The 16,228-nt window shown below is 64.8% G+C and carries 13 protein-coding genes and 1 tRNA gene; 3 read left to right on the top strand and 11 right to left on the bottom strand.

What is annotated here, in order from left to right; translation table 11 throughout:
• Positions 1-154: 154 nt before the first annotated feature.
• Genes panC through pcnB form a run of 4 tightly spaced genes read right to left on the bottom strand, consistent with a single transcriptional unit; the run spans position 155 to position 3,701 of the window.
• Positions 155-997, bottom strand: coding sequence for a pantoate--beta-alanine ligase (gene panC / locus H7A86_RS09370; RefSeq protein WP_115676800.1), 843 nt, complete (start codon positions 995-997; stop codon positions 155-157).
• A complete protein-coding gene (gene panB / locus H7A86_RS09365) occupies positions 994-1,809 on the bottom strand; it encodes a 3-methyl-2-oxobutanoate hydroxymethyltransferase (RefSeq protein ID WP_024939769.1) in 816 nt (271 codons plus the stop codon). The genes panC and panB overlap by 4 nt, the downstream gene beginning before the upstream one ends.
• 35 nt (positions 1,810-1,844) lie before the next feature.
• Entirely contained in the window at positions 1,845-2,330 is a 486-nt protein-coding gene (gene folK, locus H7A86_RS09360; protein ID WP_119132092.1) for a 2-amino-4-hydroxy-6-hydroxymethyldihydropteridine diphosphokinase, read from the bottom strand.
• 3 nt (positions 2,331-2,333) lie between these two features.
• The gene (gene pcnB / locus H7A86_RS09355) at positions 2,334-3,701 is read right to left on the bottom strand and encodes a polynucleotide adenylyltransferase PcnB (RefSeq protein WP_104582933.1); all 1,368 of its coding nucleotides are present in this window, start codon (positions 3,699-3,701) and stop codon (positions 2,334-2,336) included.
• Between the two features lie 47 nt (positions 3,702-3,748).
• Here pcnB and H7A86_RS09350 point away from each other — a divergent pair.
• Positions 3,749-3,823 (top strand) — tRNA-Glu (locus tag H7A86_RS09350).
• A 436-nt stretch (positions 3,824-4,259) separates the two neighbouring features.
• Here the strand turns inward: H7A86_RS09350 and folE2 are convergent.
• Positions 4,260-5,183, bottom strand: a complete 924-nt coding sequence (gene folE2 / locus H7A86_RS09345) for a GTP cyclohydrolase FolE2 (protein WP_119132093.1) — start codon at positions 5,181-5,183, stop codon at positions 4,260-4,262.
• A 35-nt stretch (positions 5,184-5,218) separates the two neighbouring features.
• Positions 5,219-6,379: an N-acetylmuramoyl-L-alanine amidase gene (locus tag H7A86_RS09340; RefSeq protein WP_119132094.1), complete on the bottom strand. Its 1,161-nt coding sequence runs from the start codon at positions 6,377-6,379 to the stop codon at positions 5,219-5,221.
• A gap of 231 nt (positions 6,380-6,610) precedes the next feature.
• Here H7A86_RS09340 and H7A86_RS09335 point away from each other — a divergent pair, with 231 nt between their 5' ends.
• Both H7A86_RS09335 and H7A86_RS09330 read left to right on the top strand, forming a co-directional pair.
• Positions 6,611-6,823, top strand: coding sequence for a hypothetical protein (locus tag H7A86_RS09335; RefSeq protein WP_180497007.1), 213 nt, complete (start codon positions 6,611-6,613; stop codon positions 6,821-6,823).
• A gap of 208 nt (positions 6,824-7,031) precedes the next feature.
• Positions 7,032-7,505, top strand: coding sequence for a hypothetical protein (locus H7A86_RS09330; protein WP_232099302.1), 474 nt, complete (start codon positions 7,032-7,034; stop codon positions 7,503-7,505).
• Here H7A86_RS09330 and H7A86_RS09325 read toward each other — a convergent pair.
• From H7A86_RS09325 to H7A86_RS09305, 5 genes are all read right to left on the bottom strand, one after another.
• On the bottom strand, positions 7,450-8,997 hold the full coding sequence (locus tag H7A86_RS09325) for an MASE1 domain-containing protein (protein WP_119132095.1): 1,548 nt from the start codon (positions 8,995-8,997) through the stop codon (positions 7,450-7,452). The two genes, H7A86_RS09330 and H7A86_RS09325, sit on opposite strands and share 56 nt — an antisense overlap.
• A 385-nt stretch (positions 8,998-9,382) precedes the next feature.
• The gene (locus H7A86_RS09320; RefSeq protein ID WP_180708098.1) at positions 9,383-10,810 is read right to left on the bottom strand and encodes a sugar porter family MFS transporter; all 1,428 of its coding nucleotides are present in this window, start codon (positions 10,808-10,810) and stop codon (positions 9,383-9,385) included.
• 87 nt (positions 10,811-10,897) lie between these two features.
• The gene (gene xylA, locus H7A86_RS09315) at positions 10,898-12,235 is read right to left on the bottom strand and encodes a xylose isomerase (protein WP_180708097.1); all 1,338 of its coding nucleotides are present in this window, start codon (positions 12,233-12,235) and stop codon (positions 10,898-10,900) included.
• Positions 12,236-12,282: 47 nt separating this feature from the next.
• Positions 12,283-13,776 (bottom strand): xylulokinase, encoded by a 1,494-nt coding sequence (gene xylB, locus H7A86_RS09310; protein WP_119132138.1) that lies wholly within the window; start codon positions 13,774-13,776, stop codon positions 12,283-12,285.
• On the bottom strand, positions 13,773-16,145 hold the full coding sequence (locus H7A86_RS09305; protein WP_180708096.1) for a glycoside hydrolase family 95 protein: 2,373 nt from the start codon (positions 16,143-16,145) through the stop codon (positions 13,773-13,775). The genes xylB and H7A86_RS09305 overlap by 4 nt, the downstream gene beginning before the upstream one ends.
• Positions 16,146-16,228: the final 83 nt, after the last annotated feature.

The raw sequence follows: 16,228 nt of genomic DNA, 5'->3' as shown, positions 1-16,228 counted from the left end.
CGGCATTTTAGCGGAAAGCGCCGGTGTCCACCGGCCTGCCCCGCAACCAGTGGTGAGTGCTTCAGGCCGGCGCTGGACAAACGTGCCCGTGCGCCGGTTCGCAGGCGTCGCCAGTCATGGCCCGACCCGGCGCTTGCAGCGGCATTGGGACGGCTCAGAATTCCAGGTTGTCGATCAGCCGCGTGGCGCCCAGGCGGGCGGCGATCAAGGCCACGCGCGCGCCGGCATGGCCATCGCCCGGCTCGCTCAGATCAGGCAGCCGCACCACCGCGTAATCGACGCGGAAACCGGCCTGTTCCAGCGCCTGGGTGGCGGCCTGTTCGACCTGCGCACGCGGGGTGCCGGCGGCGTAGCTGTCGCGCATCTGCAGCAGCACCTTGCGGATCTGCGTCGAACGCGGGCGCTCGTCGGCCGTCAGATACTGGTTGCGCGAGCTCATCGCCAGGCCATCGGCCTCGCGCACGATGCTGCCGCCCAGGATCTCGATCGGAAACGCCAGGTCGGCCACCATCTGGCGGATCACCGCCAGCTGCTGATAGTCCTTCTTGCCGAAGGCGGCCACGTCCGGCTGCACCTGGTTGAACAGCCGCGCCACCACCGTGCACACGCCATCGAAATGCCCGGGACGGCACACCCCTTCGAGCACGTCGCTGACGCCCGGCGCGTGGATCGGCGTGGCCAGTGCGGTGCCGAGCGGATACATGGTGTCCACGTCGGGCAGCCACAGTGCATCGCAGCCGGCGTCTTCCAGGCCGCGCAGGTCGGCCTCCGGCGTGCGCGGGTAACGCGCGAAATCTTCGTTGGGGCCGAACTGGGTCGGGTTGACGAACACGCTCGACACCACCCGGTCGGCGTACTGGCGCGCCAGCATCACCAGCGAATAGTGGCCGGCGTGCAGGTTGCCCATGGTCGGCACCAGCGCCACGCGCAAGCCCTCACGCTTCCAGCCGGTGACCAGCGCGCGCAGGGTGGAAAGATCGGTCAGGGTCTGGATCATGCGGCGTACGCGTGCGCTGCATCGGGGAAGCTGCCGTCGCGCACGGCCTGCGCGTAAGCGCGCACCGCGCCCGCCACCGAGCCGCCTTCGGCGAGGAAATCCTTGACGAACTTGGGCCGGCGGTGGCCGCTGTCCAGGCCCAGCATGTCGTGCATCACCAGCACCTGGCCATCGCAGCCCGGGCCGGCACCGATGCCGATGGTGGGCACGCCGAGCGCGGTGCTGATCTGGGTGGCGATCGGCGTGGGCACGCATTCCAGCACGACCAGGCTGGCACCGGCATCGACCACGGCCTGCGCGTCGCGGCGCAACTGTTCGCCGGCTTCGCCGCGCCCCTGCACCGTGTAACCGCCGAAACGCAGCACCGATTGCGGGGTCAGCCCCAGATGCGAGCAGACCGGGATCTCGCGCTCGACCAGATAGCGGATCACCTCGAGCTTGTGCCCGGCGCCCTCGATCTTGACCATCTCCGCGCCGGCCTGCAGCAGTTGGGTGGCAGCGTCCAGTGCGCGCTCGGGCGTGGCATCGGCCTGGAACGACAGATCGGCCACCAGCAACGCCCGCTCCAGCACCCTGGCCACTGCGGCGGTGTGGTAGACCATGTCGGCGGTGGTCACCGGCAAGGTCGAATCGTGCCCCTGCACCACCATGCCCAGCGAATCGCCGACCAGGATCAGGTCCACGCCGTTGGCATCGAAGGTCCGCGCGAAACCGGCGTCGTAGGCGGTCAACATGACCAGTTTTCGACCCTCGCGCTTGGCCTGCGCCAAGGCGGGCACGGTCCAGGGCTTGCTGTCGGTATGGCTGCTCATGAAGTCATTACGTGGGGTGATAAGCCGGCCATTATCTACCCAATCGGCTCCAGCCCACAGGCATCGATGGCCTGCAGGGCGTGTCGCACTGTTCCATGGCCCGGAATGATCGCGTCCGGGGCAAGCTCGGACAGCGGCAACAGCGCAAAGGCGCGCGCCTGCAGATGCGGGTGCGGTACCTGCAAACGCGGCAGGTCGATCACCTGGTCGGCGTACAGCAGCAGATCCAGGTCCAGCGTGCGCGGGCCCCAGCGCTCGCCATCCACGCGCTGCCGACCGAAGGTCTGCTCGATGCCGAGCAGGGCCTCCAGCAGCGGCAGCGGCGCCAGCGCAGTGCGCAGCTGCGCCACGGCATTGATGAAATCGGGCTGGTCTTCGCGGCCCCAGGCCGGCGTGCGGTACAGGCGCGAGGCGGCAATCAGCGTGGACTGCGGCAGCTCGCCCAGCGCGGCGATGGCCGCGCGCACGCTGGCCTCGGCCGGGCCCAGGTTGGCGCCCAGGCCGACAAAGGCGGTCTGCACGCCCTACTCGCCTGCGGGCGCGCCGGTGCGACGGCGGCGACGGCGACGCTTGCGCGGTGCATCCTCCTCGCCGGCGTGATCGGCCTGCGCGGTTTCGATCGCATCGACCAGTTCCTGGCCGGAGGACTTCTGTGCCTCGCGCCAGAACTCCACATCGGCGGCATGGTCGGCCGAGGCGAACTGGCGCAACACCAGGAAATCGAACGCGGCGCGGAAACGCGGATGCGACAAGGTGCGGAACACGCGCTTGCGCTGGCGCGAGGAGAACCGCGTCTGCAGCAGCCAGATTTCCTGCATCGGCAGCGAGAAACGGCGCGGCAGCGCCACGCGTTCGAGCTGATGCAGGGTGACCCGGTCGGCGGCGCGACGCTGCGCGTCCTCGGGCTGCACGCCTTGCGCCTGCAGGCCCATCAAGGTGCGGCAGAACGCCGGCCAGAGCAGCAGGGCGAACAGGAACGCCGGCGACACCGGTTCGTCGTTGGCCACGCGCGCATCGGTGTTGCGCAGGCCTTCCAGCACCATGGCGCGCAGTGCGCCACTGCGGTTGGATTTCAGGGCCGCCGCACTTTCCGGGAACAGCGCACCAAGCAGGCCGTAACGCTCCAGGCCTTCGAAACTGGCTACGCCGTGCCCGGACAGGAACAGCTTGAGAATTTCCTCGAACAAGCGCGCTGGCGCCGCTTCGGACAACAGACCGGCCAGGCGCGGAATGGGTTCTGCGGTGCCGGCTTCGATGTCGAAGTTCAACTTGGCCGCCAGACGCACCGCGCGCAGCATGCGCACCGGATCTTCCTGGTAGCGCAGCTCCGGGTCGCCGATCAGCTTCATCAGGCGCGCCTGCACGTCTTCGAAGCCGCCGCAGTAATCGCGTACCGAGAAATCCTCGATCGCGTAGTACAGGGCGTTGCAGGTGAAGTCGCGACGGATCGCATCGTCTTCGATGGTGCCGTAGACGTTGTCGCGCACCAGGCGGCCGTTATCCAGTTCGCGGTCGCCGCTGCCATCGTCGATGTTGGCGCGGAACGTGGCCACTTCGATGATCTCGCGACCGAACACCACATGCGCCAGGCGAAAGCGGCGGCCGATCAGGCGACAGTTGCGGAACAGCGCTTTGACTTCTTCCGGCGTGGCACTGGTGGCCACGTCGAAATCCTTGGGATGGCCGCCGACCAGCAAGTCGCGGACCGCGCCGCCGACCAGGTAGGCACCAAAGCCCGATTCGCGCAGGCGGTACAGCACGCGCAACGCGTTGGGGCTGATGTCCTTGCGCGAGATGGTGTGCTGATCGCGTGGGATGACGCGCAGCGTGAACGGAGATGTAACTGAGGATTCGATGATGGCGCTTCCGTCTTGTGTTGCAGGATTGCCCAACGGGTTTGAGCGCACTATACTAGCGCGCTGCACAAGACGCACCAAACGCTCCCTTCGTCTAATGGTTAGGACGTGGCCCTCTCAAGGCTAAAACAGGGGTTCGAGTCCCCTAGGGAGCACCACCGTCGTCTGGCTGCAGAACACGCCAAGGCCCCGCATTGCGGGGCTTTTGCGTTTTCGGGCATCGGTGACTGCCGCTGGCCGGGCAGCGCGCGATGATCCCGTTCCCCGCCCGGGCGAACATGTCGCCAATGGCGACTGCGTCGATCCGATGTACCGGTGCGCCGACTGGCTGAGGCCGGTTGCGGGCCAAACACCTGTACACCAAGCCGCGCAGTCGGCCGCCCGCTCCACGCCTGCGGCTGCATGTGCTGCCACGCGAGGGCGGCGCATCGGCCTGGCCGATGCCGATCACCCCGCGACAAACATCACGTACGGCCCGATCAGGACATGGACCTGCGCGACAATGCGTCCGCATCGGCGCCACGTGCGATCGCCCTCGTACTTGCGCGCAGCGATTGCAGATCGACGTGGATGTTTGCAGTGCATGGCAACGCCTCACTCGGCCAATGGATGAAAAATGCCGGCATCACTGTCGGTTTCGGCGACGGCGTCGTGGGCATGCAGACTTTCCAGGTGGCGCACCGCCACATGGAAAACGGCATGGTGCTCGGCCAGCACCTTGCGCAACCGCCGCGCGGCATCTTCGACATACATCAGGTTGGCGCCATTCAAGCGGGCGAACGCCTGCTCGTCGACACGCCGTACCGCCGCCTGTACCGGCGTCGCCAGCGCCTGCTCGCACAGGCCGACCAGCGCGCGGATACCGAAACGCGGCAAGCTCGCGCCCAGCTCCACGCGTATTTGCGCCACGCTGCGCTGGCTGTGCGGCGTGGCGTACGAACCGTGCTGTTGCAGCCACTGCGCCACCTCTTCGACCGGCAACGCATCGCGCCCTGCGTGTTGCTGCAAGAACGCACCGCTCAGCAACTGGCGCGACAAGGCCGCCGAACAGGGACAGGTGGAGGCGTACAGCACCTCGACCTGCAACTGGATCCGGGTGCGGCCTTCGCTTGACTGGGCATCGATGCGCACCGGATAGGCGCGCCAGCCGCTCAGTCCTTCGCTGCGCAGCGCCGGCACCCGCAACATCAGCTCAAAGCTCAGCGTCAGCCGCGCCGCACGGCTGCCACAATCGGCATGACTGTCGATCAGCGCCTGCAGCAGCTGCGACACCATCGCCGGCGACACCGGCTGCTCCAGATGCCGACCCAGCAAGCGATACAAGCGCGACATATGGATGCCCTTGAGTTCCGGGCGCGGCAGATCCACCTGCACGCCGGCACGCGCGGCCACGCTGCCGCCGGGTTCGGCATCGTCCAGGCGCACCGGCACGGCGATGTCCTGCATGCCGACCCAGCGCAGCGGCGCACTCGCTGTGGACGGTTCGGTAACGGCAACATCGGGAAGCGTGGTGGACATCGAAAGCTCGTTGAAGGAGATGGGGGAATCGCGCCTCAGGCGCGACCGGGGAACATCTGGAAGTAATCGTCGATACCGGCATGCAGCGTTTGCGCCAGTTCGTCCTGATGCGTATCGCCACACAGCCGCCGGCAATCGTCGCGATTGCTCATGAAGCCGATTTCCACCAGCAACGACGGAATGTCAGGCGACTTCAACACGGCAAAGCCGGCCTGCCCGACCTGGTCCTGATGCAGCCGCGTCACCTGCTGCAGCCGCCCGAGCATCACCTTGCCGAACGCCACGCTGCTGGCGATGGTGCCGCTCAGCGACAGGTCGGCCAGCACCTGTGACAGCACCGGGTTGCTGGGCATCCGCAAACGGCGCGCGCTGTCGCCCATCTGGTCGGCGGCGTTTTCGCTGTCGGCGATCCAGCGCGCCAATGCCGAGCTGGCGCCGTTCTGCGACAAGGCAAACACCGAGGCGCCGCGCGCCTGGCTGCTGGGCGCAGCATCGGCATGGATGGACACGAACAGATCGGCATTGCGGCGATGGGCGATCAACACCCGGTCGTGCAGCGGCACGAAGCGATCGTCGCTGCGGATCATGGTCGGCCGATAACGCGGATCGGCCGCCAGGCGCTGGTGCAGCCGCCCCGCGACCGCCATGGCCACATGCTTCTCGTAGCGCGCATCGGCACTGACCGCGCCGGGATCCTTGCCGCCATGACCGGCGTCGATGGCGACCACGTAGGGATGCAGGCGCGAGCGCGTGGGCGCAGCCGCCGCAACGGCCGGACCGGTCGGATCGGCTGCGGACAACGACGCAGTGCCGGACACAGCAGCAAGATCAAGCACCAGCGCACCATCCTCCCAGCGCGCCGTGGCTGTCAGCGGCTGCACCAGATCGAGCACCACGCGCAGCCCATCGCCATGCGGGCCGCTACGGATGGCAACGACTGCGAGACCGTCAGGCAATGGATCGACCTGCGGTGGCTGTGTCGAAACGCCCGGCAAGTCGATGACCAAGCGCGCTGGATTGGACAGGCTGAAGCTGCGGTAGGCAACCTGCGTACTCAATGCGAGTCGAAGCTGCAGTTCCCTACCCTGGCGCTGCAGGTTGCAGCTGCGCAGCGCCGGGAGCGACTGCGCATGGGCAAGGCCCGGCGACAGCACCAAGGCTGCGCCGACGGTGCGCAACACCTTCCGCCGCCTCATCGGGCCGGTTCCGGAGGATCGACGCGGCCACCGAGCCGATTCGAGTATGGAAGGTTCGGCATGGTGACCAGGCAAACAACGCTTTTTGGTAAGGGGCGCGACACGATGTGACCAGACGAACGACGGAACGAAGTGTTATAAAGTAACATTTATCGCGCAAAAGCAAGCCTGTTGTGTCCCGCCTACACCCTCACGTTCACTCTTGCCGAAGAGCCACGATGTCCCCCCGTCATCCCCGACAGCTATACCGCCTGGCGCCACTGCATCGAGGTCGACTGCGGCCAGCCACTGACCGCCTCCTTCATCGCCCGACGTCTCGCGAGCCTGCACGACCTCGGCAACCACCACACCCAGCAGTTCTTGCGTCGTTGGGGCAAGCCTCATCTCCAGCGGGTGATTGGATGGTTTGAGCGTGCTGATGGCGAACTCAAGCCGAGCCGCTAAATAGCGCGCGCTCTAGCGCTGCACATCACGCCTGACCGGATAGGTCCAGGTAACGGCGGATGCGGTTGACTGTTCCTCGCTGATCGGCGGACGGTATGCCGCAGCGATTTTCTGCGACAAACAATCAACAAAATCTGCCATTCAACAAGTAACGTATAAGCGCCTGAATCGCAGGCGGAGTTGCCCCATGCAGGGGGAAGGCAAAATCATGAAGAACGCAAAAACCTGGCCTATGGCTTTTTGTTTAATCGTCGGACTCTTCGCTTCGAGCGCGGCAATGGCTCAATGCTGCCCCTCTAGCGGTGGTATCGGTGCGCATGCAATGACAGGACTTGGCGATAGCAACCCCAAAGCCGCCAACCTGGCCATTGACCCATCGCTCGCCATATATGAACTGCATCGCGACGGAGTCACCTACTTGCAAATCAACGATGTCACCGGCGTGGTCCGCGCGGTAGTTGCGAGAGTGGACAACGCCCTCTGGACGTTGCCAATGGGCAAGGATGTAGAGCGCGTCGTGTTGCCTTCAGCAAACAAGATTTCTGCAAGCACGCGCTCAAATGACCCGGCAACACTTGATGTAACCCAACGCGATCAAGCGCGACTCGTCTATCAAACAAGGAACTTCAAGGTACTAACCCGGCGTGAAGCAGCTGGGGACCAGTGGATAGTCTCCCCCTGACCTCCACGGAATCAGGCTCAGCAACAAGGAATGTCACAACCAACGCATGGCGGCGGCGAAGCATGCCGCCATGCGCCTTCAATCGTGCATCCAGTTCGGCTTCGACATCGTCTGAGTAGCGTCCAGCCGGCTCAGCTGACGAAGAATCCGCAATAACACGCACCGCAACCCCCCTAGCCCCTTTGCCTGTCCACGCACGCGCCTGGATGAAATGCCTGCTCGCTGACGGCAAGATCTCGACACAGTTGAGCACACTGCGATACGCGCTCAGCTGTAGCTCCAACGACAGATTCTTGCAATCTCCGCGAAACACGTGTTGAAACCGAGATTGACAAAAACGCTCAAGTGCTGGCGAACGCAACGCTTGATAGAGCCCATGCGTCTCGATTTCCAAAGGATAAAGTGCGGCCACATATTGCTGCAATAACTGCGACTCAAGCACACCAACCCGTGTCATCTCCATTGCAATCGCGTGCTGCCCTTTCGCCCTCAAATCAGCCACGACATCTTTGCGCATCCTGTTGATCTGCACATTGATATCAGAATATTCAAGTACGCGGTTGCGCAACAGACGTTCTGCACTGGAATAGCTCGCGCGAGCGAATAGAAAGGCGTCATCCTTTGCCCGATTCGAAACATTATTGCGAGCAGACTCACGCAGGCGAGCGTTAAAAATAAAGAGAGCAGTTGTCATGACTCCATAGAGCAATTGAATATTGAAAACATGCTGATCGAAGAAGCCCGCCTGATAGACCCTGGGAAGAGAGAACTCAAGCCCAAAGCTAGCAAGTAGCGACCCTAATGCGATACCTTTCCATCCGTGCCTGAAGGTCATGACGATCATTGGCACAAGCATCGCGATCATCAAAATGTTTCGAATCGATGGGTTACTCCAGACACCCAGGCTGAAGAACAGTCCTAGAATGAAAACAACCGCAACAGCAAGATCTCTTGGCAGACTGGAATGCACTGGCCCGTCATTCCAACTGGTCCACAACATCGTGGGAAGCAGCAAAATCAGTATTCCAAGATAGCTACCCGAACAGTAGAGCAGCAGCAGATCAATCACAGGATAAATCGGTGGACCACCAAGCGTTTCATTTAACAACATACTGCAGACTGCATTCCAAAGCCCTAGCGCAAGTGCGGCAGGAATAAGCCAGTGCTGCTTCTTGACAATATTAGGGATATAGTAACGAAGCAGGAAAACACCGCTGGCAATCAAGGGAACATGCAAGAACGGACTCAGGTAAGCCCATAGCGGGTTGAACCCCTGCAGCTCGCCCAGCGGAATACGCAAGACCAACATGGCCGCAGCGTCTCCTGCTAACAGGAACGGCCATTCGCGATACGGTCGAAACAGCAAAGTGACGACCCGCAAGCCAACTGGCAAATACCACTGGTCAATGGAGAAGCGCCAGAGGATCAGAGACACCAAGCAGTAGCACACGCTGATCAGCATGCCCCTGACAAGCTCTTTAGCTACTGCCATACCACCACTCCTTGGTTCCACGATTCGCCCTAGTCTGGAGGGAAACTGCCTGGTGGAGTATAGCGGTGGCGCACAATTTGCAAAAAGAGCCGGTGCCCTTCAAGGCGGTTATCGCCGTTGAAGACGCGCATTGCACTTTGCTGGTGCATTGGGCCGCGCGGGAATCGGGTCGCCTGACACAGCAGAGGCCAGAGCTGCGAGCAGTCGCGAGGAGGCGTATGCACCGCACCCAGCCCAACGATGACAGCCGGTGCGATTGAGGCGCCTGTAGCGATGCAGGCATGCGAGACATCGGCAAGATGCCAGGCGAGACCGTCAACGAACAAGGCCGCGCAGTGCGCGGCCTTGTTCGTCTTCCATGCCGATATCAGCACAACAGAGCAGATCAGCCCTCCATCTGCTCCAGCTCCTTGCCCTTGGTCTCGTAGACGTATTTGAGCACGAAGAACACCGAGATGAACGCGGCGACGGTGTAGATGCCGTAGGCGCCGGCCAGGCCGATGCTGCCCAGCAGGATCGGGAAGCTGACGGTGATGGCGAAGTTGGAGGTCCACTGCGCGGCGCCGGCAATGGCCAGGCCCGAGCCGCGGATCTGGTTGGGGAACATCTCGCCCAGCATCACCCACATCACCGGGCCCCACGAGGCATTGAAGAACACCACGTAGACGTTGGCGGCCACCAGCGCGAGCATGCCCATGGCATCGGACATGGCGAGCTTGCCGTTTGGGTCCAGCGAGGCGGTGGCAAAGGCATAGGTCACCAGGGCCAGCGAGACCGCCATGCCGGCCGAGCCGATCCACAGCAGCGGCTTGCGGCCGATCTTGTCGACCAGCATCACCGTGACCAGGCAGGCGCCGATGCTCAGGCCGCCGGAGAGCACGTTGATCAGCAGCGCGTCCTGTTCGGAGAAACCCACCGCCTGCCACAGCACGGCGCCGTAATAGAACACCACGTTGATGCCGACCAGTTGCTGGAACACCGCCAGGCCCACGCCGATCCAGACGATCGGGCGGATCTTGCCGGTGGCCTTGTTGATGAGGTCGGAGAACTTGGGCTTGTGCTGGTCGGCCGACATCGAGGCCGAGATCTCGGCCAGCTTGGTCTGCGCGGCGGCGTTGCCGTACAGCCGCTTCAGCACCACCAGCGCCTGCTCGCGGCGGCCCTTGACCACCAGGTAGCGCGGGCTCTCCGGGATGACCAGCAGCAGCAACAGGAACAGCAGCGAGGGAACCGCCTGCATCCAGAACATCCAGCGCCAGGCGGCCTGACCGGCCCATAGCGGCTCGGTGGAGGCACCGGCGGCGTTGGCCAGCAGGTAGTTGCTCAGGAACGCGCAGAACAGCCCGCTGATGATGGCGATCTGCTGCATCGTGGCGAGCCGGCCGCGATAGCGCGCGGAGGCGACCTCGGCGATGTAGGCCGGCGAGATGACGCTGGCCGCGCCCACCGCAAAGCCGCCCATCACGCGGGCGAAGATGAAGAAGCCGGAACTGTGCGAGGCACCGGCGCCAATGGCCGAGAGCAGGAACAGTGCCGCAGAAATGATCAGGACCGCGCGGCGGCCCCAGCGGTCGGCCAGACGGCCGGCGAAGAAGGCGCCGATGGCGCAGCCCAGCAGCATCGAGGCGACTTCGAACCCGGTCTCGGCGGCACTGGAATTGAAGGTCTGCTTCAGGCCATCGACAGTGCCGTTGATCACGCCGCTATCGAAACCGAACAAAAAACCGCCGATCGTGGCTACGCAACTGATCAGGACGATGAAACGGGTGTTCTCGCCGGCATCGGGGGCGCCGTCTATGGAGACACTGGACATGGGTTCACCTGGAAGCATGCAAAGGAGCGGCCACGGGGGCGGCCGACATCGGCCGGCGACGCGCACTGCGCCGCCGGCCACGGGACATCAACGCGTCAGATACTGGTTGATCAGGTTCTCGTAGGCTTCCTGGCGGCCGCTGAGTTGCTTGGGTTCGTTGCCGGCCGCGTACTGGGCCAGATCCACCAGCGTGCTGCTGCCGTTGGCAAACTCCGCACCCGCGCCGCTGTCGAAGCTGGCGTAACGCTCGGCGCGCCACTGCTCCAGCGGCGAGGACGTCAGCAGCGCATTGGCCACTTCCAGCCCGCGGGCGAACGCGTCCATGCCGCCGATGTGTGCCAGGAACAGGTCCTGCGGATCGGACGACTCGCGGCGCACCTTGGCATCGAAATTCAGCCCGCCCGGTGCCAGCCCGCCCTGGCGCAGCACCACCAGCATGGCGCCGACGGTGTCGTACAGGTCGGTCGGGAACTGGTCGGTATCCCAGCCGTTCTGCGGGTTGCCGCGGTTGGCATCGATGCTGCCGAGCAGGCCGGCATCGGCTGCCACCTGCAGGTCGTGCTCGAAGCTATGGCCCGACAGCGTGGCATGGTTGGCTTCGATATTGAGCTTGAAGTCCTGGTCCAGGCCGTGCTGGCGCAGGAAGCCGATCACCGTGGCGCTGTCGAAGTCGTACTGGTGCTTCATCGGCTCCATCGGCTTGGGCTCGATCAGGAAGTTGCCTTGGAAGCCGATCGCACGGCCGTAGTCGCGTGCCAGGGTCAGAAAGCGCGCCATGTTGTCCTGCTCGCGCTTCATCTGGGTGTTGTGCAGGCAGGCATAGCCCTCGCGGCCGCCCCAGAACACGTAGTTCTCGCCACCCAGCTCGACGGTGGCATCGATCGCGGCCTTGACCTGCACCGCCGCACGCGCCACCACGTTGAAGTCCGGGTTGGTCGATGCGCCGTTCATGTAGCGCGGGTGCGAGAACAGGTTGGCGGTGCCCCACAACAGCTTGACGCCGGTGTCGGCCTGGCGCTGCTTGGCGATGCCGACCATGTGGGTGAGGTTGCGCTCGTACTCGCCGATGTCGTCGGCATCCGGCGACAGGTCGATGTCGTGGAAGCAGTAATACGGCACGCCGAGCTTGGTGAAGAATTCGAACGCGGCATCGGCCTTGGCTTCGGCACGGTCCAACGCGGTGTTGCCGATATCCCACGGATACGCGCGCGTGCCCGGGCCGAACGGATCGGCGCCATTGCCGCAGAAGCTGTGCCAGTAGGCCACGGCAAAGCGCAGATGCTCGGCCATGGTCTTGTCGCCGATCTGCTTGTTGGCGTCGTAGACCTTGAAGGCCAGCGGGTTGTCCGAGTCGCGGCCTTCGAAGCCGATCTTGCCGATACCGGGGAAATATTCCTTGGCGCCGATGTAGACGGTGTTGCTCATGGGGTGGAATGTCCTTGCTGCTGGGGGAGTCGTAGAAAGCGGGTCGATCAGCCGGCGTAGAGCGGGCTGACCACCTGCAGGTGCTTGAGGAAGCTCTGGTAGTGCTGCTGGTACTGGGCCACACGCTGCGGATCCGGGCGCGCCGACAGGTCCTGGTCGATCTGCAGATGCTCCAGCACCACATCCGACAATGCGTCCGCACCGCCGTCGTCGCGATCACAGGCCCACAGGGCCTGCAATGCGGCACCGAAGGCAGCGCCTTCGGGCTGGGTCGGCACCACGACCTGCAGATTGAAGATATCGGCCACCATCTGCCGCCATTGCGCGCTCTTGCTGCCGCCGCCGGTGAGCAGGATGGTGTCGAACTGCAGACCCGCCGCGACAAAGGCATCGAAGCCGTTGCGCAGGCTGTAGGTCGCCCCTTCCATCGCGGCGCGATAGAAATGCGCGGCGGTGGTGTTGTGCAGGTCCATGCCGAACAGGCAGCCGCGGGCGTCCGGCAAATTGGGCGTGCGCTCGCCGTTGAAGAACGGCAGCAGCACCAGGCCATCGGCGCCCGGCGTGGTGCTGGCGATCAAGGCCTCGGTCTGCTCGCGGGTGATCGAGAACATGCGCATCACCGCCTCGGTGGCGACGGTGCAGTTCATGGTGCAGATCAGCGGCAGCCAGCCGCCGCTGGACGAACAGAACGCGGCCCAGCGTGCGTCCTCGTCCACCACCGGGTGATCGGCGTAGGCGAACAAGGTGCCCGAGGTGCCCAGGCTCATGGTCAGGCGACCGGGCACCACGTTGCCGGTGCCGATCGCGGCCATCATGTTGTCGCCGCCGCCGGTGGTGACACGCACGCCGGCCGGCAGGTTCAATGCGTCGGCGGCTGCGTCGGACAAGGCATAGACCGCGCCGGTCTCCACCAGCGGCGGCAATGCATCGCGCAGGTCGCGCTGTGCGTCCACCGCGCCGAGCATGCGTTCGGACCACTGCCGTGTACGCACGTCCAGCCAGCCGGTGCCGGAGGCATCGCCGACTTCGGCAAAGCGCTCGCCGGTGAGCCAGAAGTTCACGTAGTCGTGCGGCAGCATCACCGTGGTCATCGCTGCATACGCCTCGGGACGATGCTTGCGTGTCCACGGCAATTTGGAAGCGGTGTAGCCGGCCATGATCGGGTTGCCGGCGGCGGCCACGCTGCCTGCCGCACCACCCACCGCGTCCATGATTTCGTCGCATTCCAGCGCGGTGCTGGTGTCGCACCACAGCTTGACCGGCGCGGTGACGCTGCCATCGGCGGCCACCGGCACGAAGCCGTGCTGCTGGCCGGAGACCGAAATACCGCGCACCCGTGCACGCTGCTCGCCATCGAGCTGGGCGAAGCAATGCACGATGCCGTCGATCCACCACTGCGCCTGCTGCTCGCGCGTGCCATCGTCGCGGCTGATCAGCTCCATCGGCGCGGCGATCGTGGCGACCACGGCGCGCTCCTGCGGATCGTAGGCGACCAGCTTGACGCTCTGCGTGCCCACATCCAGTCCTACGTACAAGCTCATTGCATCACCAATCGGTTGTTGTTGAGGCCCACCTGCTGGGTGCGACCGGCGCCCAGTTCCAGGTCCAGGGTCTGCCCTGCGTAAGACAGTTGATAGCGCCCACCACGATCGCTGTGCACGCGGGCCTGCTGCAGGCGACCGCCGTCCCAGTGCAGATCCACGCTGGCGCCGCCGCGCACGCGCAAGCCCCGCACACTGCCGCGCGGCCAGGCCTTGGGCAGGGCGGGCAGCAGAAACACGCTGCCGCCCCAGCTTTGCAGCAGCATTTCGGTGATGCCGGCTGTGCCGCCGAAGTTGCCGTCAATCTGGAACGGCGGATGCGCGTCGAACAGATTCGGGTAGGTGCGTTCGGGCGAGATCAGCAGTTGCAGGATGCGGTAGGCATGCTCGCCATCGGCCAGCCGCGCCCACAGGTTCAGCCGCCAGCCGATGCCCCAGCCGGTGGTGTTGTCGCCACGGGTTTCCAGCGTGCGCCTTGCGGCGGCGGCAAGCTCGGGCGTATCGCGCAGATTGATCTGGCTGGATGGATGCAGCGCGTACAGATGCGAGACGTGGCGGTGATGGATCTCCGGCGCCTGCATGTCCCAGTCCTGCTGCCACTCCTGCAGCTGCCCTGCCTTGCCGATGCGGTTGGGCGGCAATTGCTCGCGCAGCGTGCTCAGTTGTTGCGCGAAGGCAGCGTCGACCTTGAGCAGCTTGCTCATCGCGATGCATTGGGCGAACAGATCGCGCAGCAGCTGCGCATCCATGGTGGGGCCGGCACACAGCGCGGCGTTGAACGGATGCTGGTTTTCCGGCGACATCGAGGGGTTGGTCACCATCGCACCGGTCTGCGGATCCTTGACCAGCGTGGCGACGAAGAACTCCGCCGCGCCCTTGAACAGGGGATAGATCCTGCCCAGATAGGCACGGTCGCGGCCGTAATCCCAGCGATCCCATAGCTGTTGCAGCAGCCAGACGCCGCCCATCGGCCACAGGCTCCACTTGGCGCCATCGATCGGCCCGGCCTGGCGCCACAGATCGGTGTTGTTGTGCACCACCCAACCCGGTGCGTCGTACATCGCGCGCGCGGTGTGCGCGCCGGTTTTGGCCAGATCGAACAGCATGGCTTCCAGCGGTTCGACGCACTCGTGCAGCGCGTTGGCCTCGCTGGGCCAGTAGTTCATCTCGGTGTTGATGTTGATGGTGTACTTGCTTTCCCACGGCGGCTGCATCAGGTCGTTCCAGATGCCCTGCAGATTGGCCGGCTGGGTGCCGGGCCGCGAGCTGCAGATCAGCAGGTAACGGCCGAACTGGTGATACAGCGCGGCCAGCGCCGGGTCGTTGCCCTGTGCAAAACGCTGCACACGTTCGTCGGTGGGCAGCTTGGCTGCGTCGCTGCTGCCCAGGTCGATCGCCACGCGCCGGAACAGCCGCTGGTGATCGGCCAGATGCGCACGCAGCAATGCGGCGTAATCCAGTTTGCCCGCCCTCTGCATGCTTGCCGCGGTCAGCGCGAGCGGGTCGCCATCGACAGCGTCGTAGCGTTGGTAGCTGGTGGCGGCGGTGAGCAGTAGCACCACTTCATCGGCCGCTTCGATGCGCAGACGGTCGCGCAGACCGCTGAGCGTGCCGCCCTTGACCTGCGGCAGCACGCGCAAGGCAAAACACAGCTTGCCCTCGATGCCGGCAAAGCTGCCGTTGCGGCCGCTGAACAGCAACCCGCCCTGCTCCACCGTGACCTCGCCGGTCTGCGGGCTGTCGATGCCCACGCGCAGGGAAATTGCGCGTGGCCGATCGCAGGACAGGCGCACCACGATGCATTGCGACTGCGCCGACACGAACACCTCGCGCCGATGTAGCGCACCGCCGGAGCGGAAGGTGGTGGTGGCCACGCCGGTATCCAGATCGAGCTGGCGGCGATACTCGCTGATGCCGTCGGCACGATCGAAGTCCAGCAGCAGATCGCCCAGCGGTTGATACGGCATCTGCTTGAGCGGACGCGAGAGCAGCTTGGCGTCGGCCAGTGTTTCGGCCTCGGCATAGCGCCCGGCAAACACCAGCGCGCGCACCTGTGGCAGCGCCGCCAGCGCGTCGGGGCTGGTGGCATCGTACGGGCCGCCTGCGTACAGCGTGTCCTCGTTGAGTTGCAGGCGCTCGTGGGCAATGCCGCCCCACACCATCGCGCCCAGCCGGCCGTTGCCGACCGGCAGCGCCTGCACCCACTCGTTGGCCGGTTCGCGGTACCACAGCTGCAAGGCATCGGCGGGCGCCGCGACCGGCAACGCGGCGTGTCTGGACGATGCAGCAGCCTGCACGGCAACCGGTGCGGCGCCCAGGACCGCAATCGCGGCCCCGGTTGCCTTGCACAGTTCACGACGGGTCAGCACGGCCACCGCCGTGCGGCATCACCGGAACCGCCCGCGACTGCCTTGCGGCGTTCCGGCATCTGCTTGCTCATCGACTGAAGACA

This window comes from Xanthomonas euroxanthea (assembly GCF_903989455.1).
GTDB lineage: Bacteria > Pseudomonadota > Gammaproteobacteria > Xanthomonadales > Xanthomonadaceae > Xanthomonas > Xanthomonas euroxanthea.
This window is presented reverse-complemented; position numbering and strand designations above follow the sequence as displayed.

Coding starts and splice junctions, on each gene's coding strand:
- H7A86_RS09330 (WP_232099302.1), top strand. CDS start 7,032: ATGAAGAACGCAAAAACCTGGCCTATGGCTTTTTGTTTAATCGTCGGA.
- panB (WP_024939769.1), bottom strand. CDS start 1,809: ATGAGCAGCCATACCGACAGCAAGCCCTGGACCGTGCCCGCCTTGGCG.
- panC (WP_115676800.1), bottom strand. CDS start 997: ATGATCCAGACCCTGACCGATCTTTCCACCCTGCGCGCGCTGGTCACC.
- H7A86_RS09340 (WP_119132094.1), bottom strand. CDS start 6,379: ATGAGGCGGCGGAAGGTGTTGCGCACCGTCGGCGCAGCCTTGGTGCTG.
- folE2 (WP_119132093.1), bottom strand. CDS start 5,183: ATGTCCACCACGCTTCCCGATGTTGCCGTTACCGAACCGTCCACAGCG.
- xylA (WP_180708097.1), bottom strand. CDS start 12,235: ATGAGCAACACCGTCTACATCGGCGCCAAGGAATATTTCCCCGGTATC.
- H7A86_RS09325 (WP_119132095.1), bottom strand. CDS start 8,997: ATGGCAGTAGCTAAAGAGCTTGTCAGGGGCATGCTGATCAGCGTGTGC.
- xylB (WP_119132138.1), bottom strand. CDS start 13,776: ATGAGCTTGTACGTAGGACTGGATGTGGGCACGCAGAGCGTCAAGCTG.
- H7A86_RS09320 (WP_180708098.1), bottom strand. CDS start 10,810: ATGTCCAGTGTCTCCATAGACGGCGCCCCCGATGCCGGCGAGAACACC.